This is a genomic window from Lentzea aerocolonigenes, assembly GCF_000974445.1.
GTDB classification, from domain to species: Bacteria; Actinomycetota; Actinomycetes; order Mycobacteriales; family Pseudonocardiaceae; genus Lentzea; species Lentzea aerocolonigenes.
Window position 1 is genome coordinate 390,616 of record NZ_BBOJ01000007.1, and the last position, 24,981, is coordinate 415,596.

The following is a 24,981-nucleotide window of genomic DNA, read 5'->3' on the forward strand; positions in this document are numbered from 1 at the left end:
ACTTTCTTTGTTTAGTATCTGAAGAATCCTCGCCGCGAACCACCCAGCGGCGGGGAGGATCAACGATGCACAGGCGGCTTTGGGCACTCGGTCTGGCGGTGGTCGTGGCGGCGACCGCGGGCTGTTCAGGATCCGGCGGTGGCGGTCAAGCCAGGGACACGCTCGTCGTCTACACCGGGCAGGCCGGCGACTTCCAGCTCAACTTCAACCCGTACTCCCCCACCTTCATCGAGGGCATGGGCACGATCAACGAGCCACTGTTCTTCTTCAACATCGCTGCCGACCAGCAGCCGAAGCCGATGCTGGGCACGGACTTCAAGTGGAACACCGACGGTACCGAACTGGCGATCACGTTGCGGGACAACGTGTCCTGGGCCGACGGCGAGAAGTTCACCGCCGAGGACGTGGTGTTCACCCTGGACATGGTCGCCAAGAACCCGGCGCTGAACAAGACCGCCTACAAGGGCACGGCCACCGCGACCGACGACACGCACGTGGTGGTCAAGTTCCCCGAGCCCGCCTACATGGACGGCCCGCAGGTGCTCGGCCAGATGTGGATCATGCCGGAGCACATCTGGAAGAACGTCGCCAACCCGGCGACCGAGGTCAACCCCAAGCCGGTCGGCACCGGCCCGTTCGTGCTCGGTGACTTCAAGGCGCAGTCGTTCACCCTCAAGGCGAACCCGAAGTACTGGGGCGGTGAGCCCGCGGTCAAGCAGGTCCGCTACCTGTCGCTGTCGGGCAACCAGGCCGGTGTCGACGCGCTGAAGGCCGGGTCGATCGACTGGCAGACCGGCCCGATCCCGGACATCAAGGACATCGAGAAGAACTACCCCGGGTACAAGGCGATCACGTTGCCGCTCAACCAGGTCTCGTTGTACACCTGCTCCAACACCCAGCTGGGCTGCCAGGGCGCGCAGACCGATCCGGCCGTGCGCAAGGCGATCTACTACGGCATGAACCGCACCCAGATCAACTCACTGGCCTTCCAGAACGTCAACAGCGAGATGTCCCCCGGCTTCACCCTGCAGCCCCGCGACGCCGCGCTCCTGTCGAGCAAGCTCACCGACCGCATGGCGCCGATGAACCCGGACACCGCCAAGGCCAACGAACTGCTCACCTCCGCCGGGTACGTCAAGGGTGCGGACGGCATCTACGCCAAGGACGGGAAGCCGTTGGCGCTCAGCGTGAAGGTCGTCGCCGGCTGGACCGACTACATCACCGCGCTGGAGACGCTGAGCCAGCAGCTGCTCCAGATCGGCATCAAGATCACCCCGCAGCAGCTGTCGTGGAACGAGTGGGCCGACGCGCGCGGCCGCGGCCAGTTCGAGCTGTTGATCGACTCCGTCGAGCAGGGCCCCGCACCGGATCCGTACTACACCTACGCCTACTTCTTCTCCACCACGGCCACCGCTCCGGTCGGGCAGGCCGCCTTCCCGAACTACTCCCGGTTCAGCAACCCGATCGTCGACAACGCGCTGGCCGAGCTGAAGAAGACCGACCGCGGCAACCCCGCGCGGCAGCCGCACTACGACGCGATCCAGGTCGAGCTCGAGAAGTACATGCCCTACATCCCGGTGCTGACCGGCGGAATCCCCAACGAGTACAACGACAAGGCGTTCACCGGCTGGCCCACCAAGGACGACCTCTACGCGTTCCCGGCGGTGTGGAAGCGGCCCGACGCCTCCCAGGTGTACATGAAGCTCAAGCCCGCCGGGAAGTAGCGATGAACTACTACGTGCGCAAGGCCGCCTTCTACCTGGCGGCCTTGTGGGCGGCGGTCACGCTGAACTTCGTCATCCCCAGAATGCTGCCGGGCAACCCGGTCGACATCCTGATGGCGAAGCTGCAGCAACGCGGCGGAAGCGTGGACCCCGCCGCCCGCCAGGCCTACGAAACACTGCTCGGCACGGGTGGCGGCGGCTCGGTCTTCAGCGAGTACGTCGCCTATCTGGGCAACCTGCTGCGCGGTGACCTGGGCGTGTCCGTCAGCGCGTTCCCGGCGAAGGTCTCCGACGTGATCGCGGACTCGCTGCCGTGGACCGTCGTGCTGGTCGGGCTCGCGACGCTGCTGTCGTTCCTGCTCGGCGTCGGGCTCGGCGCGCTCGTCGGCTGGAAGCGCGGCACCTGGCTCGACGCGCTGGTGCCCGCGACCACCGTGCTGTCCGCGGTGCCGTACTTCTGGCTGGCCCTCATCCTGGTCGCGCTGCTGTCGACCGGGCTGGGCTGGTTCCCGCTCAACGGCGGCTACGACGTCGTTCTCGATCCGGGTTGGAGCGGTGAGTTCATCGGATCGGCCATCTACCACGGCATCCTGCCCGCGCTGACGATCGTGATCTCCTCGGTCGGCGGGTGGCTGCTCGGAATGCGCAACATGATGGTCTCGGCGATGTCCGAGGACTATGTGCTGACCGCACGCGCGAAGGGGCTCAAGGACAGCCGGATCATGATCCGGTACGCGGCCCGCAACGCCGTGCTGCCCTCCGTCGCCGGGTTCGCGATCTCGCTCGGGTTCGTGGTGTCCGGGTCGATCGTCACGGAGCTGGTGTTCTCCTACCCCGGCATCGGGTCGAAGCTGCTGCAGGCCGTGCAGAACAACGACTACGCGCTGATGCAGGGCATCTTCCTGGTGATCACGATCGCGGTGCTGGGCGCCAACCTGGTCGTGGACCTGCTGTACGGGCTGATCGACGCCAGGACCAGGGATCGGAGCGTGGTGTCGTGACCAACCTCAGTCCGCTCACCGAGGTCGCGCCCGAAGTCCCGAGATCGCGCAACCGCTGGCGGGGCCTGCTGCCCCGCTGGTCCCCCAAACTGGGCACCGGGCTCGGCCTGGCCGGTGCGATCGTCCTGTTCGGACTGATCGGGCCGCTCGTCACCGGTGACCCGGCCACGATCAGGGACTTCGGCCTCACCCCGCCCGGCGGCGAACACCTCCTCGGCACCACGGTCACCGGCCAGGACATCCTCGCCCAGCTGGCCCACGCCACCCGCGGGTCGCTGCAGATCGGCCTGCTCGTCGGGATCATGGCGACCGTGCTGTCCGGCGTCTTCGGCATCGTCGGCGCGTACGCGGGCGGGGTCGTGGACGAGATCTTCTCGTTGTTCTCCAACGTGATGCTGGTGATCCCCGGTCTGCCGCTGGTCATCGTCATCGCCGGCTTCGTGCCGCCGGACCAGCGCGGCACGGGGACGATCTCGCTGGTCCTCGCGATCACGGGGTGGGCGGCGGCGGCCCGCGTGCTGCGGGCGCAAACGTTGTCGTTGCGCAACAGGGACTACGTGGCCGCGGCGCGGGTGTCCGGTGAGAAGACCTGGCGGGTGATCTGCGTCGAGATCCTGCCGAACCTGTTGCCGATCCTCGCCTCGCAGTTCGTGTTCGCCGTCGTGCTGGCCATCCTCAGCGAGGCGGGCCTGTCGTTCCTCGGGCTCGGCGCGGCCAACTCGTCGACGCTCGGCACGATGCTCTACTACGCCCAGAACGGCTTCGCGCTGCAACGGGACGCGTGGTGGTGGTTCGTCCCGCCTGGACTGATCATCGCCCTGTTCGGCGGTGCGCTGGCGCTGATCAACTTCAGCATCGACGAGATCATCAACCCCAAGCTGCGCGATCGTGCCCGGCGCGCACGGGACGTGGTGGCGGTCGAGACGGACACCGCGGCCGCCGAGCAGGACGCCGTGCTGACGGTGAAGAACCTCAACGTCGTGTACCAGGCGGACACGCCCGTGCACGCGGTCAAGGACGTGTCGCTGACGTTGCGGCGTGGCGAGATCCTCGGCCTGGCAGGGGAATCCGGCTGCGGCAAGACGACCCTCGCGTACGCGATCAACCGCCTGCACCGGCCGCCGGCCGAGGTCACGTCGGGCTCGGTCACGTTCCACGACCGCGACGGCGAGGACGTCGACGTCCTGGCGTTGGCACCGGAGGAGCTCAGGGCGTTCCGGTGGGTCAAGCTCTCCATGGTGTTCCAGGGCGCCATGAACGCGCTGAACCCGGTCACCCCGATCCGCGCGCAGCTCCAGGACGTCCTGCGCACGCACCGCCCCGGCATGCCGGCCTCGGACCGCGAGAAGCGGTGCGCGGAGGTACTCCGGCTCGTCGGGGTCGACCCGGCCAGGCTCGGTTCGTTCCCGCACGAGCTGTCCGGCGGGATGCGGCAGCGCGTCATGATCGCCATGGCGCTGCTGCTCGACCCACAGGTGATGATCATGGACGAACCCACCACCGCGCTGGACGTGCTGGTGCAACGGGAGATCCTCAACGAGATCAAGCGTTTGCGCGACGAGCTGAGCTTCGCGGTCGTGTTCATCACCCACGATCTGCCGTTGCTGCTGGAGCTGAGCGACCGCATCGCGGTGATGCGCGACGGCGAGGTCGTCGAGTACGCGGACGCCGAGGAGATGTACCTGCGGCCGCAACACCCGTACACGCGGGAGCTGCTGGCGTCGTTCCCCGGCCTGAACGACGACCGAGGAGCCCTGATCCGATGACCACACTGGAAGTCCGCAACCTCAGCAAGACCTTCCACAAGCTCCGCGCGGTCGACAACGTCTCGTTCACCCTCACGCCCGGCCGCACGGTGGCGCTGGTCGGCGAGTCCGGGTCCGGCAAGTCGACGGTCGCCAGGATGATCGCCCGGCTGGTCCGCCCCACCTCGGGCGAAATCCTGCTGACCTCCTCCGACGGCGAACCGGTGCCGCGCAAGGCCTATCGCGACCACGTGCAGATGATCTTCCAGGACCCGTTCGCCTCGCTCAACCCGTTCCACACCGTCGAACACCACCTCGTCCGGCCGCTGCGGCTGCACGGGCGTTCCCGCGCCGAGGTACCGCACCTGCTGGAACGGGTCAGCCTCCCGCCGGACTTCGCGCACCGGCGGCCGCACGAGCTGTCCGGCGGGCAACGGCAGCGGGTCGCCATCGCCCGCGCGCTCGCACCGGGTGCCAAGGTGATCATCGCCGACGAGCCGGTGTCCATGCTGGACGTCTCGATCCGCCTGGGAGTGCTCAAGCTGCTCGCCCGCCTGCAACGCGAGGAGAACCTCGCCGTCCTCTACATCACGCACGACCTCGCCACCGCACGGCACTTCTCCGACGAGGTGCTCGTGATGCACCGGGGCCGAATCGTCGAGCACGGGCCGAGCGACGAGGTGCTCACCCGTCCGGAAGCCCCGTACACGCGACAACTCGCCGCCGCCGCACCAGATCCGGACGCCCGGTTCCGCCAGGGAGGACAGCCTTGATCCGCCAACACCTGCACGACGGCTGGCAGCTGACCGCGACGACGAACGAGGTGCCGGACAACATCAGGGGCAGGACGGTGCCCGCGACCGTGCCCGGCAGCACCCACCTCGACCTGCTCGCGTCCGGGCTGATCACCGACCCGTTCCTCGACCGGGCCGAGACCGAGCTGACCTGGATGCACCGCACGGACTGGCGCTACAGCACCACGTTCCTCGCCGCCGCGGTCACGTCGGACCAGCGCGTCGACCTCGTGTTCGACGGCCTCGACACCATGGCGACCGTGCGGCTCAACGGACACGTCCTCGGCCACACCGCGAACATGCACCGGACCTACCGGTTCGACGTCCGCGAGTTCCTGTTCGACGGCGGCAACGACCTCACGGTGTCGTTCTCGTCCGCCCTGGCGCACGCCGAAAAGGTCGAGGCCGGTCTCGGACCCCGCGCCCACGTGAACGCCCACCCGTTCAACATGATCCGCAAGATGGCGTGCAGCTTCGGCTGGGACTGGGGCCCTGACCTGCAGACCACCGGCATCTGGCGGCCGGTGCGGCTGGAGCGCTGGCACACCGCGCGGCTCGCCGGGGTGCGGCCGGTCGTGACCGTCTCGCCGGACGGGACCGGACACGTCGAACTGCACACCGACCTGGAGTGGGCCGCGCAGGAGGACCTGACGCTGCACATCGCCGTCGGCTCGCGCGAGCACACCGTCGCCGTCCCCGCCGGGCAGGAGACCGTGGTGGCCCGCGTCGACGTCCCGGACGTCGACCTGTGGTGGCCGGCGGGATACGGTGACCAACCGCTCTACGACCTGGATGTGGCACTGCACGCGCGATCGTCCGTTGTGGACGTCGTGCGCCGGCGGATCGGGTTCCGCACGATCGTCGTGGACACGACACCCGACGAGATCGGCACGCCGTTCACCGTGGTGGTGAACTCCAAACCCGTCTTCGTCAAGGGCGCCAACTGGATTCCCGACGACCACTTCCTGACCAGGATCACTCCCGAACGGCTGGCGCGGCGCGTCGACCAGGCCCTGGGCGCGCACGTCAACCTGCTGCGCGTGTGGGGTGGCGGGATCTACGAGTCCGACGACTTCTACGACATCTGCGACGCGCGCGGTGTCCTGGTGTGGCAGGACTTCCCGCTCGCGTGCGCCGCGTACCCCGAGGAAGAACCGGTGCGCGGCGAGTTGGAGGCCGAGGCCCGCGAGAACGTCTCGCGCCTGATGTCGCACGCCTCGCTCGCGCTGTGGAACGGCGGCAACGAGAACCTGTGGGGCTTCGCCGACTGGGGCTGGCCGTGGCAGCTGGAGGGCAGGACCTGGGGCCTCGGTTACTACGACGAGCTGCTGCCGGGGATCGTCGCCGAGCTCGACCCGACCCGGTTCTACTGCCCCAGCAGCCCGTACAGCCCGGTCGAGGGCCTGCACCCGAACGACGAGAACCACGGCACCCGGCACGAGTGGCAGGTCTGGAACGAGGTCGACTACACGCACTACCGCGACCACGTGCCCCGGTTCTGCGCGGAGTTCGGCTTCCAGGGCCCGCCGACGTGGTCGACGCTGACCCGCTGGATCCACGACCAGCCGCTGACGCCGACGTCACCGAGCTTCCTGACGCACCAGAAGGCCGAGGACGGCAACGGCAAGCTCGACCGCGGCCTGGCGGCACACCTGCCCGTGCCGGAGGAGTTCCCGGACTGGCACTGGGCGACGCAGCTCAACCAGGCACGCGCGGTGAGCTTCGGCATCGAGCACTTCCGCTCGTGGTGGCCGCGCACGGCGGGCGCGGTCGTCTGGCAGCTCAACGACTGCTGGCCGGTGACGTCGTGGGCGGCGATCGACAGCGAGGAACGCCTCAAGCCGTTGTGGTACGGGCTGCGGCACGCGTTCGCGCCGCGGCTGCTGACCTTCCAGCCGCGAGACGGCCGGCTCGTCCTCGTCGCCGTGAACGACCACGACGAGCCGTGGGACGCGCACATCACCCTCGACCGGCAGAGCTTCCGGGGCGTTACCCTGCACCTGACCAGACTGCGCCGGAAGGTGCCGCCCCGGTCGGTTGTCGAGCTCTACCTCGACGAACCGCTGCGGCAGCCGGTGAACGCGGATGCGGAGGTGATGGTGGCGACCACCGCCGAGGCCCGCGCGATCCTGCCGTTCCTGCCCGACTCGCAGCTCGCCTACCACCCGAGGCCTCTCGACGCGCGCGCAGAAGCGGTGCGCGGCGGGTACGAGGTGGAGGTGCGCGCCGACTCGTTCGCCCAGGACGTGGCGATCCTGGCCGACCGGGTCGCGCCCGACGCCGTCGTGGACGACATGCTCGTGCCGATGCTCGCCGGAGAGGTCCGCGTCTTCGGCATCCGCACCGGCGCCACCGTCGATCCCGCGGCCTTCACCGACCCGCTGGTGCTGCGCTGTGCCAACGATCTCGGCGCGGTCGGGTCGTGATCGGCGCGGTCGGGCTCGTGCTGGCCAGGCCCGCGCGGCTGCTGGGCGTCGAGCCGTTCTTCATGGAGTTCATCGCGGGGATCGAGGAACGGCTCGCCGAACGCGACCTCTCGGTGCTGCTGCACGTGGTGGCTGACCACGAGGCCGAGATCGCCGCGTACCGCCGCTGGGCGGCGCGCGGCCTGGTCGACGCGACCGTGGTGGTGAACCCGGTGGTGGACGACCCGCGCCCGGCCGTGGTGCGGGAACTGGGACTTCCCGCCGTCGTCGTCGGGGACGGCGGCGGGTTGCCCGACGTCCGCACCGATCACCGCGGCCCGGTGCTGGAAGCCCTGGGTCACCTGCTGGACCTGGGCCACCGGCGGATCGCGAGGGTCACCGGGCCGTCCGCCCTGCAGCACACGCAGGCACGCACGGCCGCGTTGCTCTCGCGCTGCCCGGAGGCCGTGATCGTCGAGGGCGACTACTCCGAGGAGGCGGGCGCCAAGCTGACCACCGCGCTGCTGAACCTCGCGGACCCGCCCACCGCGATCCTCTACGACAACGACGTGATGGCCGTGGCGGGTCTGGCCGCGGCCACGTCGTCCGGTGTGGCGGTGCCGTCGCAGCTCAGCCTCGTCGCGTGGGACGACTCGACGTTGTGCCGCTTGGCAACCCCTGCGCTGACGACGATGAGCGTGGACGTGCACCAGTTCGGTGTGCTGGTGGCGGAGTCGGTGCTGGAATGCGTCGACGGTCTTCCCGTGACGGTGCGCTGGTCTCCCGCCGCGCACTACGTTGCGCGCGGCACCACGGCAGCGGCCCCGTAGCTCACTGCGATCCGGTTTCCACCAGCCTCGCGCTGATCGGTTCGAGCTCCGCGACCAACTCGTCGAGCTCGGCGGGAGTGAGCGCCTCGTACGGTGCCTCCGCGAGCTCGTCGGTGAGGGCTTCGATCCGTTGCTGGAGCTCACGACCGGCGTCGGTGAACCGGCCGTCCGCGTCGACGACCCCGCGCTTGCGCAGGCCCTCCATCACTTCGGCGAGCCGCTTCTTCGGCAGGTGGTGGATGCGCCCGAACGACTCCGGCGGGTGGATGCCCATGGCGATGGCGGAGAGCACGTGCGCCTCCGTGCCGCCGACGCGCGCGCCGACGAGAGCGGCGATGTGCCCGTCACCGCGGTGTTCGCGCAACATGGTCGCGGAGTGCCAGAGCCGGGCGACAGGATCGCTCGGCACCTCGACAGTGCGCATCCCCGCGTACATCACCCTGCCTTCCATGGGCGCGCTCGTCGCGGCCTTCGTCGTCAGGTCGGCGGCGCGCACCAGGCCAGGGGTGCCGGCGAGGTCGCCGAGGATGCGGCGCAGGGAGGCCGCGCTGCCCCGTTCCCGCGCGGCGACGGACGCCTCGGGCGGGATCGTCTCCCACGCGCTCGGGATGTGCCGCGCGGCCTCACCGTCGGCGAAGTTGTAGAACGCCGCGTGCACGACCTCCGCCGAGACCCGTCCCAGCGGTGCGGCGCGGCTCGCGAAGTACCCGTCCCAGTAGGTGCGGTGGCCGAGCGCGGCCAGTTCCTCGTTGCACTCGTCGGCGAAGAACGTGACCAGGCAGATCGGTTCCAGGAGCTCGTGCATGCGACGAGCGGTGCGAGACATGGCCTTCATCGTGCCATCGGCTTGCGGGCGAGCAACGTGAACGTGTTCGGCAGCCTTCCCCGCCACGCCGCCGCGTCAAGGTCGCCCCACCGGAAGAACGGCTCCGCGTGCTCGGCCACGTGCCGCAGCTCCAGCCCGGCGCCGAGCACCGCGGTGACGATCCCGGCCAGCGTCGCCTGGTACTCCACCGCGCCGCCTGCGGGAAAGGTGTCGTTGACGTGGGACCGCTCGAAGTACCCGCGGTCGGGGCGGATCCTGGGCTCGTCCTCGTCCCACGTCCACAGCGGCACCAAGGGGTGTGCCTCGAGCACGAACAGGTGCCCGCCCGGCCGCAGCAACCGTACGACGTCCTCGGCCCAGGAACCGAGGTCCGGCAACCAGATCAACGCGCCCTTGCCGGTGTAGACGAGATCGGCGCAGCCGTCCCGCAGCGGCGCTCCGGGCAGCTCCGCGATCACGTACCGGCAGTTGACGCCCAGCTCGTCCGCTCTGAGTTGCGCGGCCTTGGCCGTGACGGAGCTGAAGTCGACGCCGACCACGGACCGGGCGCCCTCCGCGACGAGTGCGAGGTCGTCCAGGCCGTGGCCGCTCTGCAGGTGCACCACGGCAGGCGACTCCGCCAGCAACGGCCGCAGCACCTCCAGCTCGACCGCGGCCAGGGACGAGGAGTTCCTGGCCTGGTCGAGAAGTTCCTGGTGTTCCTGGACGTACTTGTCCGACGCGGCTTCCCACGCGCTCCGGTTCCCCATGGTTCCACTGTGCACGAACCGATCAGGCGGGCGCCACCGCTCGCCCGGTCTGCGGGGAGATCATGCCCGCGCACAGGCCGCGGCTCGCCAGCACCTGTGCGATGCGGGGAATCGCGGTGAGCGTGTTGGCCGGGCCGTCGTGCATGAGGATCACCTGGCCGTTGGTGAGTCTGCCGTTCGCCTGCACGATCGCGTCGACGCTCGCGTTGTTCCAGTCCTGCGAGTCGACGTCCCAGAGGATCTGCCGCAGGCCGTACTGGGTCGCGACGGACTGCACCGTCGCGTTCGTCCCGCCGTACGGGGGACGGAACAGCCTCGGCGTGCCACCACCGGCGGCGGAGATCGCCCGCTGGGTGCGGGAGATCTCCGAGTCGACCTGCGCCCTGGCCATCTGGTCCAGGTGCGGGTGGGTGTAGCTGTGGTTGCCGACCCACATGCCGGCGCTCACCTGCGCGCGGACCAGCGCGGGATTGGCCGCGGCTGCCTGGCCCACGTTGAACATGGTGGCGCGCAGGCCGTTCTGCCGCAGTGCGTTGAGCAGGCTCTGCGTCTTGGTCGTGGGGCCGTCGTCGAAGGTGAGCCCGACGTACCCGTTGCAGGCGGCGGCGTTCGCCTGGCCCGAGCCGACGACGCTCGCCGCGGCCAGCACGACGGCGGCGAGGAATCTGGTGTGCACGAGAGAGATCTCCTTCAATGCCTGTGCGCATTCACGGAAAGGCGGCGGAGAACTGGCGTTTTCGGTCAGCCACAAGCACTTTAGCGCGCACGGCAAGGAGGGCGTGCATTCGATTGAATTCGACGGACGTTCGACTGTTCGACTCGACCGAATGTCCACATCGGACCACTCGGCACGTCCGGGGTGAACCGATTGACATCTTCACGAGTTTCGAACGCGTCGAACGCCTCAGCTGAGCAGCTCCACGACGTGCAGCACGTGGTCGCGCGCCCACGTCCGGTGCCAGCCGCCGTGCAACGTGACCAGGAGCTCCTCCCCCGACGTCACCGCGACCACCTGACCGACCGGCCCGATCGTGCCGTACAGCCGGATCAGGTCACCCGGCGTGAGTTCGTCGGCCCGCTTGGTCCCGGTGTTGCGCGCGGACGAAGCCGGCCGCACGAGCACGGTGAACAGCCACCACGAGACGCCGCACACCGCGGGGGTCGTGATCACCAGGACACCCGCGACGACCGGCCTGCTGGTGACCACCACGGCCGCGCCGACCAACGACCACAGCAGTCCTGCGAACGCCGCGATGTGCGCCGAGCTCACCGGGTGGTGGCCGACCTGGAGCCATCCCGTCGTGCGCACCCAGCCCGCCTTGGTCAGCCCGCGCGGCGGCCTGCCGTCGCCGAGACCGGGCACCAGACCGGCGGCGGGCTTGCTGAACAGATCGATGCTGCTGTCAGTCGGCACGCCGCCACCTCAGCTGGTTCTTGCCGTTGCGGGCACAGACCATCTCCTCGCCGCTCGGAGACTTCTTCCGCGCACCTTCCTCGGAGCACCGCCGGCCCAGCAGGATGCCGGTCAGCGTCGTCTCGGACGTCGTCGTGGTGGTCTCCGGCTCCTCGGGCTCAGGCGATTCGGACGTTCCCGGCACGGGCGGGGTGGTCGTCGTCGTGGTCGGCGCCGGAGACGACGAGGTCGAGGACGGCGTGCTGGAGGTCGTCACCGCACCCGGAGCGCACCCGACCGACCACAGACCGCGATGTTGCTGGCGAGCCGCGGCTTCGACGGGCGCGAGCTCGTCACGGGCCGACAGGTCCGCCGGCACCACGCCGTCGCCCACCACGGTCTGCGCGTAGTCCGCCCCGTCCGGCAGCCGCACGTCGACCGCGATCCGATCGTCCCCGGACCCGGCGTCCTTCCTGACGGTGAGCCGCACGTTCTTGCCCAGCAACAGGTTCCGGGCGGCGGCGAGGGACTCCGACACCCAGCACTGCCCCGCGGGGCGCACCCCGGCGACCCGAGCGTGGAAGAAGAGTCCGGTGGCGGGCTCCACGCCTTCGAACCGATCCACATCGGACACGCTGTGGACCGTCACCTCGAAGGAGTCACCCCGGTGCAGGGCCTCCCGGGGCGCGACGTCCTTCGCCGGGACGTCGGCGTTCATGAACCCGGCCGCACCCGTCGTGGCGAGCGCGGTCAGAACCCCGAGGCCCATGATCGTGAGCCTGGTGGGCTGGCTGGTGTGCCACCAGAAACGGCGGACGGCCCCCGGCCGCGTCGTGGTGGACTCTGATGTGCTCGGCAAGGGCGGTTCCCGATCCGTGAGAGTCGTACGGTCTGGTATACGGGAGGTCCGCCGGAAATGTTCAATCGATCAACCGCCTATGTTTCACAGAACGCCGTGTTATTGCTTCCGCACACGTTCGGAGAGCACCACCCGTGACCGGATGGTGCTCTCGTCCCCTGGAAGAGGAAAGTCAGTATCCGTTGAGCGAAACGGCCAGGTCGGCGATCGCCAGCGGGAACTGGCCGACGACGGTCGCCGCGCCGCTCAGCAGGTTCACGGTGTACAACGACGCCGAGCCGTTCGGCGCGACCAGGGTCGCGAACCCCGCCGAGGAGACCGCTTTCCCACCGCTCAGCGTGCTGAAGATGTCGAAGCCCGCGTTGGCACCGGCGTCCACACCCAGCTTGCCGGTGGCGGCCAGCAGGCCGTTGTTCGCCGGTGACTGGACGAGCACCTCGTCGGTGGCCGTGCCGATGTCGAACAACGTGGTCGCGGTGCCGGGGTCGAGGTCGTTGTTCGTGTACGCGACCGCCGTGACACCCCTGGTCGGCCCGAGGGCGGGCGGGGTGGACAGGAAGGCGTCCTCGGTCGTGGTGTTGTCGCCGAGGTTGTGCCGGAGGTTCTGACCGGTGTCGCCGACCACCCGGAGCCGGTCGGCCGCCGGGTTGAAGTCCACCCCGAAGTTCGTGCCGTACAACGGGACGGTCAGCTGCGAGACCTTGGTGATGACCGGGTCGGGCTGCGACGGCGGGTTGGGCAGCTTGACGGAGTAGATGCCGCCCTTGTTGCCCACCAGGTACATCAACCCGTCCTGAACCCGGAAGTCCAGCCCGATCGCCGCCGTGTCACCGGAAAAACCCTGGATCTGTCGCACCCAGTCCAGCACCTGCGGCTTGTCCGTCGTGAACGTCACCATCAACGTGCCGTCCGCCGAAATTCCGAACGCTCGCAGTCCGGAAGGCTGAGCGACACTGCTCCCGCCGCTCGCCACGACGGCCGCGGCCATCGACACCACCACGGCCGCCGCAGCGACTCCCCGCTTGATCCGCGCCTTCATCAGCCCACTCCCCTGTGCGAAGAACCTTGCGGCACAAGCTATTCGACAGGTCTGGACATCTACTGGACGCGCGGGGAAGATCAGCTCCCGGTCAGCGAGACGGCCAGGTCGGTGATCGCCAGCGGGAACTGCCCGATGCTGGTCGCCGTGCCGTTCAACAGGTTCACGCTGTACAACGACGACGAGCCGTTCGGTGCGACGAGAGTGGCGAACCCGGCCACCGACACGGCCTTGCCACCGCTCAACGTGCTGTAGATGTCGAAGCCCGCGTTGGCACCGGCGTCCACGGTGAGGCTGCCGGTCGGCGCCAGAGTTCCGTTGTTGGCGGGCGACTGGATGAGCACCTGGTCGCTCGTGGTGCCGATGTCGAACAACGTGGTCGCCGTGCCGGGGTCGAGGTCGTTGTTCGTGTACGCCGCCGCGGTGACGCCCTTGGTCGATCCCGTCGTGGGCGGGGTGGAAAGAGCGGTGTCCGCGACGGTGGTGTGCGTGTTGAGGTCGTGGCGCAGGTTCTGGCCGTTGTCACCGACCACCCGGAGCCGGTCGGCCGCCGGGTTGAAGTCCACCCCGAAGTTCGTGCCCTGCAGCGAGACCGTCAGCTGCGAGACCTTGGTGACGACCGGGTCCGGCTGTGACGGCAGGTTGGGCAGCCGAACGGAGTAGATGCCACCCTTGTTGCCCACCAGGTACATCAACCCGTCCTGAACCCGGAAGTCCAGCCCGATCGCCGCCGTGTCACCCGAGAAGCCCTGGATCTGTCTCACCCAGTCCAGCACCTGCGGCTTGTCCGTCGTGAACGTCGCCATCACCTTGCCGTCCGCCGAGATCCCGAACGCGCGCAGACCCGCGGCCGGAGCGGCGTGGCCCGCGGTGCTCCCCGCCAGCGTGGCGGCCACCACCGACGCGACCACCGCGGCCGCGGCGGCAACCCGCTTGGTTCGAACGTTCATCAGCCCTCATTCCCTGTGGAATCACCTTGCGACACAAGCTATTGGGCTGGACTGGACGTCGATTGGACGTCGGTTGGACGTGGCGCGCCGGCCTCTTGCGGTCACCCGCGAGCAGGCACCACAGTGCAGGCACACGTACTCGAGGGGGCGCCATGAAGGTCAGGGTGGCAGCGGTGGGCCTGGCGGCGGTCGTCGCGGGGATCTCGCTCACCACGGGCACCGCGACCGGCGCGACCGAGACGACGTGCTCGACGCCGGTGCTGACGTCCGCGCCGGTGCATCTCACAGATCCCGGCAGGTGGAGCTACACCTACCACGTCTCCTGGTGCGTGGAGGGCGGACGGATCACCGGCATCACCCAGCACATCGCCCACGAGGAGGACGGCAGCACGTGCGTCTGGGTGGCGAACCAGGAGGAGTCGAAGACACCTGTTCCGGACGGCAGCGGGGCCTGGGACTCGTTCAACATGGTCGAACTGTCCTGCAAGGACGGCGCCGGCAAGCCGGGCAGCGTGAACCCGTGGGGTGTCATCACCGTTCGGCCGGACGGCACCAGCACCGTGCTGCGCAAGGGAATCGGCGACCTCGTCGAGAACTAGCGCCGTGCCCGCCGCAACACCGCGAGAGTGGCCGCCTCCGCCTGCCGGTGGCCGGTCTCCCGGTGCACGGCGAGCGCCTGGAACGCGTGATCGGTGCCGTCGCGGGGATTGCCCGACGCGAGCAGGATGCCGGCGACCGCCGTCAGGGCTTGGCCCTCCAGCGCGCGGTAGCCCGCGTTCCGCGCCAGCGCGAGAGCCTGCCGGGCGAGAGCGGGGTCGGCGGTGACGGTGGCGAGACCGATGAGGATGTCGATCTCGGGATACCTGTCCCCGGTGTTGCGGACGAGGTCGAGTGCCTGGCGGTAGTGCCGGATCGCGTCCGTGCGGTGACCGAGCCGGTGGTCGACGGCCGCCAGTGCGGCGAGCGCTTCCACCTCGGTCCGGGGATCACCGGCCTCCTGGGCCAGGAAGAGTCCCGTGCGGGCGTGCTCCAGCGCCTCTGCCGCGCGGCCGAGGTCACCGCACGTCGCGGCCAGCCTGCCGCGGGTCTGGGCCTCACCGCCACGGTTGCCGCTCTCCTGGTGCAGGGCGAGAGCGCGGGTGAGCAGCTCGGCCGCTTCGACGGGCAGTCCGCGGGCGCGTTGCGTGTGGCCGAGGTTGCCGAGGTTGATCGCTTCGCCGTACCGCGACCCGATCTGCCGGTACCGGCTCAGCGCCAGGGTGTAGTGCTCGGCCGCCTGCTCCAGCCTGCCCATCTCCCAGTGGACGAGGCCGAGGTTCCCGAGCGCGACGGCCTCACCCGCGGGCTGGCCGATGCTCCTGCTCAGCGCGAGGCACCTCGCGAAGCGCGCGGCCGCTGCGGCGAGCCGCCCCGACTGCCAGTAGACGCACCCGAGGTTGCCCAGCACGGCGGCGCCGGCCGCCGCCCACTCCGCCTGCCGCGCAAGCAGTCGTGCGTGGGTGTAGTGCCGGACGGCGTCCTGGTACCTGCCCTGCCGGAAGTACAGGTCGGCCAGGCTCAGCCTCGCGGCGGCCTGCGGGCGGGGCTCGCCGGACTCCTCGGCCGCGGCCAGCGCCGACTGTGCGGTGGCGAGCCAGTCGACGCGCCGGCTGGACATCCAGAAGTAGCCCCGGAGCGCGTCGGCGAGCAACCACGCCGTGGCCCGCGGCCCGCCTTTCGCCGCGCTCCTGACCGCCGCGACGAGGTTGGCGCGTTCGGAGTCGAGCCAGTTCGCGGCCTCCGCCGGTCCGGTGACGCCCGCCGGTGGCCGTACCAGGAGCGGCGGTAGCGGCAGCCTCAGCATGTGCGGGTAGAGCAACCGGGCCGCGGCGTCCACAGCGCACAGGTACCAGTCGTACAAACGCTGGAGAGCGGCCGCGCGATCCTCCTCCGTCTCGTGGCGCGCCGCCTGCTCGGCCGCGTAGAGCCGGAGCAGGTCGTGAAAGCTGTAGCGGCCGGGGACGTGGAACTCGACGAGGTGCGCGGCGGCGAGCCGGTCCAGCAACCGCGCCGCCTGCTCGGGTTCCGCCCCGGCGAGGACCGCGACGGCCTCCGTCCCGGTGTCGCTGCCCGGCAGGAGGCTCAGCAGGCGGAACAACCGTTGCGCCTGCGCGGGCAACGCGGCGTAGGAGAGGTCGAAGGCCGTGCGGACCGCCGTGTGCTCGTCGCCCGGCACCGCGAGGGCCGTCAACAGGTTGCCCCGCCTCAGCTCGGCCACGTGGTCGTCGATCCCGCGGCCGGGGTGGTCGGCGAGGTTGGCGGCCGCGATCCGCAACGCGAGCGGCAGGTGGGCGCACAGCTCGGCGAAGTCGGCCGCCGCCACCGGTTCCGCCCGGATCCGCTCCGGCCCGAGCACACTCGCCAGCAGCTCCAGGGCGTCCGTGGGACTCAGCACGTCGAGCGTCACCTGACGGGCGCCGTGCGAGGCGACCAGACCGGTCATCCGATCACGGCAGGTCACCACGACCAGGCACGCGGAGCCCGCCGGCAACAGCGGGCGGACCTGGTCAGGGTCGGCGGCGTTGTCGAGCAGCACCAGCACCTTCCGGTCGGTCGTCAGCGTCCGGAACATGGCCGACGCGGCGTCCACGTCGACGGGCACGCGCTCGGCGGGAACCTCCAGCGCGGTGAGGAACTGGGTGAGCACCTCCAGTGGCGCCGCCGCCCCGCCCCTGGAGTGCCCGCGCAGGTTCGCGTAGAGCTGCCCGTCCGGGAACCGGTCCGCGACGCGGTGCGCCCAGTGCACGGCCAGCGCGGTCTTCCCGACGCCCGCGGTGCCGGAGATCGCGGCGATCGTCACGGCGTCGACGGAACGCCCGCTCACCGGAACCAGGGAATCCAATGTGGACACTTGAGCCGTCCGCCCGGTGAACCCGGGAGGGTGCGCCGGCAGCTGTCTCGGCACGCGCGGCACGGCCCTGGCCCGCGTGGCGGCGTTCTCGGCGCCACCGAAGTCGGTGTCGTGCAGCAAGGTCGCGTGTGCCGCGCGCAGTTCCGGCCCTGGGTCGATGCCGAGCTCCTCCACGAGCCGGGCACGGGCCTCGTGGTAGACCTGGAAGGCCGCGGCACGACGACCGACGGCGTGGTAGGCCCGGATCAGGCGCGCCTGTGCGGGTTCGTCCAGCGGCTGGTCGGCTGCCGCCTCGGCGATGTCGGCGAGCACGTCCGCCGCGGACCCGATCGCGATCATCGCGTCGCCTTGGCGGGCGAGCGCCTCCCGGTGCACCGCCACGAGCGACACGACCTTCGGATGCGTGGCGAGCACGGGAAGATCCGCGAACGGCCTGCCGTGCCACATCTTCAGCGCCGTGCCCAGCCCGGCCGCGGCACGGTCCCAGTCGCCGTCGCGGTAGGCGTCGTTCGCCTCCGCGACGAGGCGGCGGAACGCCACCAGGTCGACGTCCACCGCGTCCGGGTTCACCGCGTAGCCGCCGTTCGCGAACGGCAGGACCCCGCTGCCCGACCGTGCCGAACGGCCGGGCTCCAGCAACCGGCGCAGGTGTTTGACGTGCGTCTGCAGGACGTTCACGGCACTCGGTGGTGGCCGGTCGCCCCACAGCGCGTCCACCAGCGACCCGGTGGCCACCGGTTCCCCTTCTGCGAGCACGAGAAGTCCCAGCACGGCCCGTCGTCCTGGCGGACCGAGCTCGATCTCCGTCCTGCCGTTCCACGCCCGCGTCGAACCCAGCACCTGGATCCGCACAGAGCTCATCGCAGACCTACCAGCCCCAGCGCGAGGCCGGCTGCTGAGCGTTTCGCGGTGCCAGGTCGAGGAAGTGGAACGCGGGCAGCGGGCCGGTGCAGGTCGCCACGACACCACCGAGCCCGGCGACCGCGGCCCGGACGCCCTCGGCCTCGTCCAGTCGCACCAGGTACGCCCGGAGCTCCTCGGTGTGCTCCGGCGCTTCGAGCAGGGCGACCGACCGCGCCATCGCCGACACCGGTGCGAGCACCGCGTCGGCCTGACTCCTGCGCCACGCGACGATCTCCCTGGCGATCTGCTCACCTCCCGCGATGGTGGACGTGAGGTCCGCGCCCCGTGCGGTGAACGTCGCCTTGCCGTGCACGGCACGAAGCGCGGTGTCCTCGTCGAACACGAGGCGAACGTGCATCTCCGCCAAGCCGTCCAACCGGTCGAGGTGCTGGCGCAGCAGCGGCGCCCTGAGCGCGAGCACGGCGGCACGGGCCGCGGCCTCGTCGACCGCGACCGTGCCGATCCGCAGCGGCAGCACCGGTCCGCCCGGCAGCAACGCGCACAGCTCCGCGAGGTGGGCCGTGGCCTCCTCCTCGGTCAGCTCGCGGTTCTCCCGCCGGTCGCTCACCACGACCGCGAGCTCGTCCAGGCCGATCAACCGGAACGGCGAGCATTCCGGCAGACGGTGGCTCGCCCGCACCACCCCGTGCAAGAACAGGCTCACGGCTGGGGTTCCTCCACGGCGACGGGAGCCGGCGTGACGGCGGGAGCCGGTGTGACGACGGCGGGTGCGACCACCGCCGGGACCGCCGCCTGGGTCAGCAGGCCGTAGGTGCCGGCGATGCCCTGTCCCCCTGGCGGCTGCACCACCACACCTCTGCGCGCGACTTCGAGTCGTTGCATCGCCTCGAGATAACGGATGTAGGTGTCGACGCTCGCGATCACGACCTTGATGTCGATGCTCAGGATCTCGATGCCGATCAACGACACCTTCACCGACGCGTCGATCACGAGTCCCTTGTCCAGCAGGACGTTCAGCACGTCGGCCAGGCCGCCGGAGCCCGGAACGGCAGGAGCGGTCACGATGATGTCCTCTCTTCGTGCGACAGGCTCGCGATGTCGACCGGCAGCCGGACACCGGACGTGTCGGGATCTCCGAGTGCTTCGCGCAACGCCGCGAACTGGCGTTGCAGCGAGATCAGCGCCTGACCGAGGTTCTCCACCTCCTCCGCGGTGAGGGTGCCCGCGTCCACCCGGCGCAGCGCCTGACGCTCGAGCAGTTCGCACACGATCTCCAGCACCGCCACGACGATCCGGCCCAGTCCGCGTCCCGCGTCCTGCGCGCTCATCGGATCTCGCCGCCGATGCCGATCAACAACAACCTCAGGTCGAGCCGGATCAGTTCCACGCCCGCCAGCGCGATCACCACGTCACCCCGCACGACCGCGCCCCGGTGCACCACCCGGTCGAGCAGGTCGACCAGGCTCGCCGTGCCGTGCTCAGGCATCGGCGAGCTCCACCTTCGTGAACGAGTACGGCGGCCACGGCCCGGTGATCTCCACCGCGAGCCCCAGCTCGGCGGCCAGCCGGTCGGCCTCGGCGGGGAACTCCGTCCCGGCGTCCACCAGGTAAGCGGTTTCCAGGAGCGCGTCGCGGGTGACGTCGCGGGACACGCTCTCGTCCGCCCGTTCGCCCAGCTTCTCGTGCAGAACCGCGGCGGCACGGCGAACCGCGTCGGCGTCGGCGAGCCGCTGCCGGCGTTGAGCCAGGTACGCCGTGCCGGAAAGCCCGTCGAGCCGCACCGCTTCCCGTTGCGCGGCACGCACTTTCACTCCCCACTCCTGCCGTCCCCGCACGCGGTCCAGCCAGGCCGACACCTCCTCGTGGCGGGCGTCGAGCAACCGCACGGCCGCGTCGGCCCCTTCGAGGACGGTCCCGAACCGCAGCGGCAGCACCGGTTCGTGGCGGAACACCGAGCGCACGACGGCGTCGTGGTAGCGGGCCAGCACCGCGAGCGGGCTGTCCTCGGAAGGCTCGTCCAGGTCGAGCCCGGTGAACCGGTCCAGGTCGACCTCGGCCACGACGAGCGCGAGCCCGCGGTGGCCGACCAGCCACGGCCCGGCGAGGTCGAGAGGCAGGTCCCTGGTGATCGCGTAGGCGTACAGACCGCGGCTCATCGGCGTTCCTCCACCACCCGCTCCAGCTCCGCGACGCGGTCGCGCAGCACGGCGTTCTGCTGGGCGAGCTCGTTCGCCTCAGCGGTCCGGTCCACCGCTTTGGGTGTGAAGAAAGGATCGTTCGTCCACCAGTCCATTCCCATCTCACGCGCTGTCTGCGCGGAAGCCACGAACAACCGCACCCGCAACGTGAGCAGCTCTATGTCCACCACGCAGACGGCGATGTCCCCGACTATCACCACACCTTTGTCCAGGACGCGTTCCAACGTGTCGGCGAGCGAACCGGATCTGTTGTCCACGAAGAACCATCCCGTCACATGTCGGTCGTCCCACGGGTGTAGCGCCTGAGCCGCTCGCAGCCGCACAACTCACCGGCGGCGTCGACGTCGACTCGATAGGTGGCGATGATGCTGGTGGTTGCCGGAATTCGTTCCAGCTCGACGACGTCGACCAGCACCGACCAGCCGCCGTCCGGCACAGCGCGAATGCCCGAAACGGCTTCCGGTGTCCTGCCGATCAGAGCACTGAACTGTTCGGTCGCGGCTCGAATTGCCAATACCGCGGTGAGTTTTTCAGGTTTTCCGGATGGCGAACCGTCATTCGAATCGTCAGCCACTCTCCCGATCTTAGGCATGCGGGAGAGTGGCGTGCCGAATTGCCCGCCGGGAAAGAATTAACACGTTCACTTTCAACTGCGCAAACGGTCGAACACTGGTCCGCCCGTTTCAGTCGGTTGCGCAATTCAGTGGCGCAATCGCGCCGTCGGTTCGACTACTCGACCGAGCACTGCGCCCCGTTGAGGGAGAAGGAGGAGGGCGTCGACGGCGGACCCCACGCGTTGGCGTTGAACCCGATCTGCACCGAACCGCCGGGCGCGACCTGCGGGTTGTAGTCGGCGTTCACGGCGTTGACGGTCGCCCCGGACTGCCGGGACGAGGCGTTCCACATCTCCCTGACGGACTCGCCATTCGCGAGGTTCCAGCGCAGCGTCCAGCCGTTGGTCGTCGAGGTCCCGGTGTTGCGCCAGGTCACGGTCGCTTGGAAGCCGCCCTGCCACTGCCCGGCGATCCGGTACGCGACCGCGCACGACCGCGCGGGCGGCGGCGGTGTCGTGGTGGTCGTCGGCCCAGGAGGGGGCGGCGGTGGCGGTGTGGCGGAAGTGGTGGTGGTCGTGGTCGGCGCGGAAGTCGGCTTGGCCGTGCCGGAACCGTCACACGGCGGGCCCCACAGCCCGCGTTTCGCGGCGGCGGCTTCGGACTGAGCGGCGATCAGCGGGCCGCCGTCGACGCCTTCCGGCCGCATCGCGCCCTGCTGCACGGCGAGCACCGCGTAGTCGGTGCCGTCCTCGAGCTCCATGTTGATCTCGCCCGGTGTCAGGCCGGTGAAGCGCACCGAGGCGGCGAGCAGCGTCTTCCTGGCGAACGCCAGGGAGGCCTCCGCCCAGCACGGCTCGGGCGGGGCGAGCAGGGCGACGCGGACCTTGGAGCCGTCCGCCAGCTCGACCGTGCGGCCGTCGATCACGTCGCGGACGACGGTGAGCACGTTCTGGGGCGGCACCACCTCGTTGATGAGCGTGGGCGGTTTCAGGTACGACGGGGTGGACGGTGGCGGCGCGGCCGGCTCAGCCGTGCACGCTCCGGTGAGCAGTACCAACATCACCAGCAAATGGCTGCGCGCCACCGTCACTCCCGACTATCTCACCGAAGAAGCTGTCCAGCGTTGGTTCGCACCAGAGGTCGCGTGGTACAAACCGATTCTTGCGCCGTCCTCACGCGACTCACCGACGACGTCGAGCAGCGCTCCCGTCGCGGCGTTGACGAAGGTCCAGCTGTCGTCGCCGGTGGAGGACAGGATCCACCTGGCAGCCGGACTGTCGCTGGAGATCAGCGTCGCGTTACCGTCCACAGCGGCGATTCGCTGGCCAGTGGCGGAGTTCACCACGGCGAACTGGACGTCGTTGCCGTAACCGCCCGTCTTGCGCTCCAGACGCCACACCTGGTCCTGCGCGGCGGTGTTCGTCGTGCGCTGCACCAGCGAGGTGCCCGACGGCGCGAGCGACTTGCCGCTCTGCGCGCCCGTGAGGCGGTACTTGCCGTTCAGCGCGGCCGAACGGTCCAGTCCGCTCACGCCCGTCACGTCGAACGTCACGACCGACTTCGCGGGCACGGTGAGGGTCGCCTTGCGGTCCTTCACCTTCACCGCGCCGCCCTTGACGAGCGCGCCGAACATGTCCGTCACGATCGGACGGACCGAGGCGTTCGGCCGCACCGACCCGAACGCGGACAGGTCCAGGGTGACCGACTGCGGCTGCTCGGACTGGTTCAGGTGCACCACGGACTTCAGCTCGGTGTTGCGCACCGCCGCCACGTCGGACTTGGTGTTGACCTTGATCATCCGGTCGCCCGGCTTGATGTAGTGCGTGAAGTTCCGCAGCGTGTGGAACTTGCTGTTGACCCGCGCGGGGCAGGTCGCGAGCGTGTCCTGCGGGCCGCAGTTGAACGGGATCTGGACGACGCCCCAGTTCATGCCGTTCGGCGTCTCGCCGCCGGGCTTCATGTTGTCGTAGTCCTCGACGGCCTGCCACAGCAGCCAGGCGCGGGGCTCGAGCTCGCGCAGGTCGTCGATCACCCGTGCGGCGATGCCCAGCCCGGAGTCCATGGCGGTGAAGTTCTGGGAGTTGCCCCAGGACCCGTCGACCTCGCTCATCCACATCGGCTTGTCCGCGGCCTTGGCGATGTCACGCGCGGACGTGCGGCGGTCCTGGCCGTAGGTGTGGACGTTGAGCTGACCGACCTGCGAGCGCACGGCGGCCGGGTACCCCGCCCAGTCGTCGGCGAAGATGCCGGGGTTGGTCTCGTCCGGTGCGGACACGACTGCCTTCAACCGCTTGGCGCGCAACGCGTCGGCCACGGCGGGCACGACCTTCGCCTGCAGCGCCGGGCTCATGTGCGCGCCCTCCTGGCGGCCGCCCGTCGGGTTGCCGTCCGGACCGAGCTTCGTGCCCCAGTACGTGGTGTTGGGCTCGTTGAACGGGTCGAGCGTCGAGAACTTGATGCCGTGCGCGCGCTCGAGCTCCGCGGTCGCCTGCGTCAGGTACGCGGCGAAGTCCTTGACGCGGTCCTCGCGCAGCTGGTCGGCCGACGCGTCGAAACCGCCGGAGACGTACCCGCTGACGGTCTGGAACCACGGCGGCGAGTTGCTGAACGCCTCCCACTTCGTGACCTGAGACTTGATCTTGTCGACCCACCAGCGCTGGCGCGGGTCCGCCGAGGCGTCGAAGAACCGCGGATCACCCGGCTTCCACCAGTCGGTGTCCTTGCGAGTGGTCCCGGAAGGCGCTTTCCACCAACCGGGCACGGCCGCGCCGGCGCGCAGGTACGACGGCACGTCCGGGGCGTTGCCGCCACCGATGTTGTAGCGGGCGATGTTGAGGTTGAGCCCGTCCTCACCGAACAGCAGCTCGGCGAGCTGGTTGCGAATCTCGTCCGGGTATCCCCCGGTGGCGTTCGCGAACCAGATGAGGCTCGTTCCCCACCCCTGGAAGGACTCCTGTTGGTAGGTCGGATCCGGCCGCACGGTCACGGACTCCACAGCGGCCGCGGCGGGAACTCCGCTGGCGACCACTGTGGACAACGTGAGCGCCGAAGCGGCGAGAAGTGCAGGGAATCTTGTCATCGGTTCTCCGTCGAACAGTCGATGTGCGCGCTAACATCTACCGAGGACGGCATGGTGCGTCAAGGGCTTGCCGAGCGGTGGCGCGACCGCTCGGCAAGCCCTTTCCCAGGAACGCTCGCCCCCCGAGGAGAGGCGGGCTCTGCTCGCTCACACCCCGAGGAGGGTCACTTGAGCGAGCAGGTGGCGAAGCGTTCCAGGCCTTCCGGCTTCGCGGCGACGCGACCGATCGCGGTCTCGATCCGGTTGAGCGCCGCGACGCGCTTGTCCTTCAACGGGCCGAGAATCGCGTTCTGCACGAAGTTCGGGCCACCCTGACCCGCGGACGTCCGCAGCCGCTCGTTCGCCTCGGCCTGCTGCTTGCCGAGGTTGGCGAGCTCGCGGTCCACTTCGGCCTTCGCCTGAGCCGGGACGTTCTGCACGACGGGCAGCGGACACTCGATCGTCTTCCCCGACGCCGACGCGTTGTTTCCGGACCCGTTGTTGCCGTTCGCGTTGCCGTTGCCGTTGCCGTTCGCGTTCCCGTTGTTGCCGGACGCCTGCTTCGTCGGCGCCGCCGCCACCGCCGGCGCCGAGCCGACTCCGCAGGGCGCGAATCGTTCAAGCCCCTCCGGCTTCTCCGCCACGCGGCCGATCGCTGTTTCGATCCGGTTCAGCGCCGCGACACGCTTGTCCTTCAACGGACCGACAATCGCGTTCTGCACGAAGTTCGGGCCACCCTGACCCGCCGACGTGCGCAGACGGTTGTTCGCCTCGGCTATCTGCTTGTCCAGGTTCGCCAGTTCACGCTGGACCTCGGCCTGCGCCTGGGCGGGAACCGCGGGGATGACGGGCTTCGGGCACGCGATCGACTGGCCAGCGGCGTTGTTGCCCTCACCCGCGGCGAACGCGGCGATAGCGGTACCGGCGGTCAGCGTCGCGGCGACGGCGATTCCGGCGACGAGCACCCGCTTGCGCCGTTCTGGTTTTGCATGCGCTCTCGACATGTTCGAACCCTCACGAATCAGTGGATGAAATCTGCCGGCACAGCGGGATACGGACCGGGACGGTCAAGGGTTCAACCACTTGTGAGCGCTCACAGCAA

General features: G+C 69.7%; 25 protein-coding genes. 7 read left to right on the forward strand and 18 right to left on the reverse strand.

Annotated features, from left to right (window positions below; genetic code table 11):
• Window positions 1-65: 65 nt before the first annotated feature.
• From AOM45_RS16315 to AOM45_RS16340, 6 genes are read left to right on the forward strand one after another with little or no spacing between them, the layout of a single operon-like run.
• Entirely contained in the window at window positions 66-1,724 is a 1,659-nt protein-coding gene (locus AOM45_RS16315; protein ID WP_030470524.1) for an ABC transporter substrate-binding protein, read from the forward strand.
• Between the two features lie 2 nt (window positions 1,725-1,726).
• The gene (locus AOM45_RS16320; protein ID WP_030470523.1) at window positions 1,727-2,725 is read left to right on the forward strand and encodes an ABC transporter permease; all 999 of its coding nucleotides are present in this window, start codon (window positions 1,727-1,729) and stop codon (window positions 2,723-2,725) included.
• The gene (locus AOM45_RS16325) at window positions 2,722-4,491 is read left to right on the forward strand and encodes a dipeptide/oligopeptide/nickel ABC transporter permease/ATP-binding protein (RefSeq protein ID WP_030470522.1); all 1,770 of its coding nucleotides are present in this window, start codon (window positions 2,722-2,724) and stop codon (window positions 4,489-4,491) included. The genes AOM45_RS16320 and AOM45_RS16325 overlap by 4 nt, the downstream gene beginning before the upstream one ends.
• The gene (locus tag AOM45_RS16330) at window positions 4,488-5,243 is read left to right on the forward strand and encodes an ABC transporter ATP-binding protein (protein WP_030470521.1); all 756 of its coding nucleotides are present in this window, start codon (window positions 4,488-4,490) and stop codon (window positions 5,241-5,243) included. The genes AOM45_RS16325 and AOM45_RS16330 overlap by 4 nt, the downstream gene beginning before the upstream one ends.
• On the forward strand, window positions 5,240-7,690 hold the full coding sequence (locus tag AOM45_RS16335) for a glycoside hydrolase family 2 protein (RefSeq protein WP_030470520.1): 2,451 nt from the start codon (window positions 5,240-5,242) through the stop codon (window positions 7,688-7,690). Before AOM45_RS16330 ends, AOM45_RS16335 begins: the two co-directional genes overlap by 4 nt.
• Window positions 7,687-8,499, forward strand: a complete 813-nt coding sequence (locus tag AOM45_RS16340; protein WP_035912025.1) for a LacI family DNA-binding transcriptional regulator — start codon at window positions 7,687-7,689, stop codon at window positions 8,497-8,499. The genes AOM45_RS16335 and AOM45_RS16340 overlap by 4 nt, the downstream gene beginning before the upstream one ends.
• 1 nt (window position 8,500) lies before the next feature.
• On the opposite strand, the gene AOM45_RS16345 is transcribed toward AOM45_RS16340, so the two are convergent.
• The 7 genes from AOM45_RS16345 to AOM45_RS16375 form a co-directional block, all read right to left on the reverse strand.
• Window positions 8,501-9,325 carry an SCO6745 family protein gene (locus AOM45_RS16345; RefSeq protein WP_030470518.1) on the reverse strand — a complete coding sequence of 275 codons (825 nt, stop codon included), beginning with the start codon at window positions 9,323-9,325 and terminating at the stop codon, window positions 8,501-8,503.
• 5 nt (window positions 9,326-9,330) lie between these two features.
• Window positions 9,331-10,074 carry a class I SAM-dependent methyltransferase gene (locus tag AOM45_RS16350; protein ID WP_030470517.1) on the reverse strand — a complete coding sequence of 248 codons (744 nt, stop codon included), beginning with the start codon at window positions 10,072-10,074 and terminating at the stop codon, window positions 9,331-9,333.
• A 22-nt stretch (window positions 10,075-10,096) separates the two neighbouring features.
• Complete coding sequence (locus tag AOM45_RS16355) at window positions 10,097-10,750, reverse strand: polysaccharide deacetylase family protein (protein WP_035912023.1); 654 nt, start codon at window positions 10,748-10,750, stop codon at window positions 10,097-10,099.
• A gap of 228 nt (window positions 10,751-10,978) precedes the next feature.
• Window positions 10,979-11,488: a hypothetical protein gene (locus tag AOM45_RS16360; protein ID WP_030470515.1), complete on the reverse strand. Its 510-nt coding sequence runs from the start codon at window positions 11,486-11,488 to the stop codon at window positions 10,979-10,981.
• A complete protein-coding gene (locus AOM45_RS16365) occupies window positions 11,478-12,236 on the reverse strand; it encodes a thermonuclease family protein (RefSeq protein WP_030470514.1) in 759 nt (252 codons plus the stop codon). Before AOM45_RS16365 ends, AOM45_RS16360 begins: the two co-directional genes overlap by 11 nt.
• Before the next feature lie 262 nt (window positions 12,237-12,498).
• Window positions 12,499-13,365, reverse strand: a complete 867-nt coding sequence (locus tag AOM45_RS16370) for a DUF4394 domain-containing protein (protein ID WP_030470513.1) — start codon at window positions 13,363-13,365, stop codon at window positions 12,499-12,501.
• Window positions 13,366-13,445: 80 nt separating this feature from the next.
• Entirely contained in the window at window positions 13,446-14,315 is an 870-nt protein-coding gene (locus AOM45_RS16375) for a DUF4394 domain-containing protein (protein WP_030470512.1), read from the reverse strand.
• 152 nt (window positions 14,316-14,467) lie between these two features.
• Between AOM45_RS16375 and AOM45_RS16380 the strand changes: the two genes are divergently transcribed.
• Window positions 14,468-14,914, forward strand: coding sequence for a hypothetical protein (locus AOM45_RS16380; RefSeq protein ID WP_051784191.1), 447 nt, complete (start codon window positions 14,468-14,470; stop codon window positions 14,912-14,914).
• On the opposite strand, the gene AOM45_RS16385 is transcribed toward AOM45_RS16380, so the two are convergent.
• From AOM45_RS16385 to AOM45_RS16430, 11 genes are all read right to left on the reverse strand, one after another.
• The gene (locus AOM45_RS16385) at window positions 14,911-18,066 is read right to left on the reverse strand and encodes an AfsR/SARP family transcriptional regulator (RefSeq protein WP_174517910.1); all 3,156 of its coding nucleotides are present in this window, start codon (window positions 18,064-18,066) and stop codon (window positions 14,911-14,913) included. The genes AOM45_RS16380 and AOM45_RS16385 overlap by 4 nt on opposite strands.
• 7 nt (window positions 18,067-18,073) lie before the next feature.
• Window positions 18,074-18,772, reverse strand: coding sequence for a GvpL/GvpF family gas vesicle protein (locus AOM45_RS16390; RefSeq protein WP_051784189.1), 699 nt, complete (start codon window positions 18,770-18,772; stop codon window positions 18,074-18,076).
• Window positions 18,769-19,131: a gas vesicle protein GvpJ gene (gvpJ, locus tag AOM45_RS16395; protein WP_030470508.1), complete on the reverse strand. Its 363-nt coding sequence runs from the start codon at window positions 19,129-19,131 to the stop codon at window positions 18,769-18,771. The genes AOM45_RS16390 and gvpJ (AOM45_RS16395) overlap by 4 nt, the downstream gene beginning before the upstream one ends.
• The gene (locus tag AOM45_RS16400) at window positions 19,128-19,397 is read right to left on the reverse strand and encodes a gas vesicle protein K (RefSeq protein ID WP_035912021.1); all 270 of its coding nucleotides are present in this window, start codon (window positions 19,395-19,397) and stop codon (window positions 19,128-19,130) included. Before AOM45_RS16400 ends, gvpJ (AOM45_RS16395) begins: the two co-directional genes overlap by 4 nt.
• Complete coding sequence (gvpJ, locus tag AOM45_RS49565) at window positions 19,394-19,555, reverse strand: gas vesicle protein GvpJ (RefSeq protein WP_081902445.1); 162 nt, start codon at window positions 19,553-19,555, stop codon at window positions 19,394-19,396. The genes AOM45_RS16400 and gvpJ (AOM45_RS49565) overlap by 4 nt, the downstream gene beginning before the upstream one ends.
• The gene (locus AOM45_RS16405) at window positions 19,548-20,225 is read right to left on the reverse strand and encodes a GvpL/GvpF family gas vesicle protein (protein WP_030470506.1); all 678 of its coding nucleotides are present in this window, start codon (window positions 20,223-20,225) and stop codon (window positions 19,548-19,550) included. The genes gvpJ (AOM45_RS49565) and AOM45_RS16405 overlap by 8 nt, the downstream gene beginning before the upstream one ends.
• Entirely contained in the window at window positions 20,222-20,524 is a 303-nt protein-coding gene (locus AOM45_RS16410) for a gas vesicle protein (RefSeq protein WP_035912055.1), read from the reverse strand. Before AOM45_RS16410 ends, AOM45_RS16405 begins: the two co-directional genes overlap by 4 nt.
• Window positions 20,525-20,538: 14 nt before the next feature.
• A complete protein-coding gene (locus tag AOM45_RS49570; RefSeq protein WP_236703688.1) occupies window positions 20,539-20,841 on the reverse strand; it encodes a gas vesicle protein GvpO in 303 nt (100 codons plus the stop codon).
• Window positions 20,842-20,996: 155 nt separating this feature from the next.
• Window positions 20,997-21,905: a cellulose-binding domain-containing protein gene (locus AOM45_RS16420; protein WP_156094133.1), complete on the reverse strand. Its 909-nt coding sequence runs from the start codon at window positions 21,903-21,905 to the stop codon at window positions 20,997-20,999.
• Window positions 21,906-21,917: 12 nt separating this feature from the next.
• Window positions 21,918-23,900, reverse strand: a complete 1,983-nt coding sequence (locus tag AOM45_RS16425) for an RICIN domain-containing protein (RefSeq protein WP_030470502.1) — start codon at window positions 23,898-23,900, stop codon at window positions 21,918-21,920.
• Between the two features lie 164 nt (window positions 23,901-24,064).
• Window positions 24,065-24,883: a hypothetical protein gene (locus AOM45_RS16430; RefSeq protein ID WP_030470501.1), complete on the reverse strand. Its 819-nt coding sequence runs from the start codon at window positions 24,881-24,883 to the stop codon at window positions 24,065-24,067.
• Window positions 24,884-24,981: the final 98 nt, after the last annotated feature.

Excerpts from the sequence above, each read along its gene's own strand:
- gvpJ (WP_081902445.1), bottom strand. The coding sequence starts at position 19,555 with ATGCCTGAGCACGGCACGGCGAGCCTGGTCGACCTGCTCGACCGGGTG.
- AOM45_RS16315 (WP_030470524.1), top strand. The coding sequence starts at position 66 with ATGCACAGGCGGCTTTGGGCACTCGGTCTGGCGGTGGTCGTGGCGGCG.
- AOM45_RS16345 (WP_030470518.1), bottom strand. The coding sequence starts at position 9,325 with ATGTCTCGCACCGCTCGTCGCATGCACGAGCTCCTGGAACCGATCTGC.
- AOM45_RS16405 (WP_030470506.1), bottom strand. The coding sequence starts at position 20,225 with ATGAGCCGCGGTCTGTACGCCTACGCGATCACCAGGGACCTGCCTCTC.
- AOM45_RS16365 (WP_030470514.1), bottom strand. The coding sequence starts at position 12,236 with ATGGGCCTCGGGGTTCTGACCGCGCTCGCCACGACGGGTGCGGCCGGG.
- AOM45_RS16380 (WP_051784191.1), top strand. The coding sequence starts at position 14,468 with ATGAAGGTCAGGGTGGCAGCGGTGGGCCTGGCGGCGGTCGTCGCGGGG.
- AOM45_RS16430 (WP_030470501.1), bottom strand. The coding sequence starts at position 24,883 with ATGTCGAGAGCGCATGCAAAACCAGAACGGCGCAAGCGGGTGCTCGTC.
- AOM45_RS16370 (WP_030470513.1), bottom strand. The coding sequence starts at position 13,365 with ATGAAGGCGCGGATCAAGCGGGGAGTCGCTGCGGCGGCCGTGGTGGTG.
- AOM45_RS16400 (WP_035912021.1), bottom strand. The coding sequence starts at position 19,397 with ATGAGCGCGCAGGACGCGGGACGCGGACTGGGCCGGATCGTCGTGGCG.
- AOM45_RS16350 (WP_030470517.1), bottom strand. The coding sequence starts at position 10,074 with ATGGGGAACCGGAGCGCGTGGGAAGCCGCGTCGGACAAGTACGTCCAG.
- AOM45_RS16375 (WP_030470512.1), bottom strand. The coding sequence starts at position 14,315 with ATGAACGTTCGAACCAAGCGGGTTGCCGCCGCGGCCGCGGTGGTCGCG.
- AOM45_RS16385 (WP_174517910.1), bottom strand. The coding sequence starts at position 18,066 with ATGAGCTCTGTGCGGATCCAGGTGCTGGGTTCGACGCGGGCGTGGAAC.
- AOM45_RS16320 (WP_030470523.1), top strand. The coding sequence starts at position 1,727 with ATGAACTACTACGTGCGCAAGGCCGCCTTCTACCTGGCGGCCTTGTGG.
- AOM45_RS16330 (WP_030470521.1), top strand. The coding sequence starts at position 4,488 with ATGACCACACTGGAAGTCCGCAACCTCAGCAAGACCTTCCACAAGCTC.
- AOM45_RS16425 (WP_030470502.1), bottom strand. The coding sequence starts at position 23,900 with ATGACAAGATTCCCTGCACTTCTCGCCGCTTCGGCGCTCACGTTGTCC.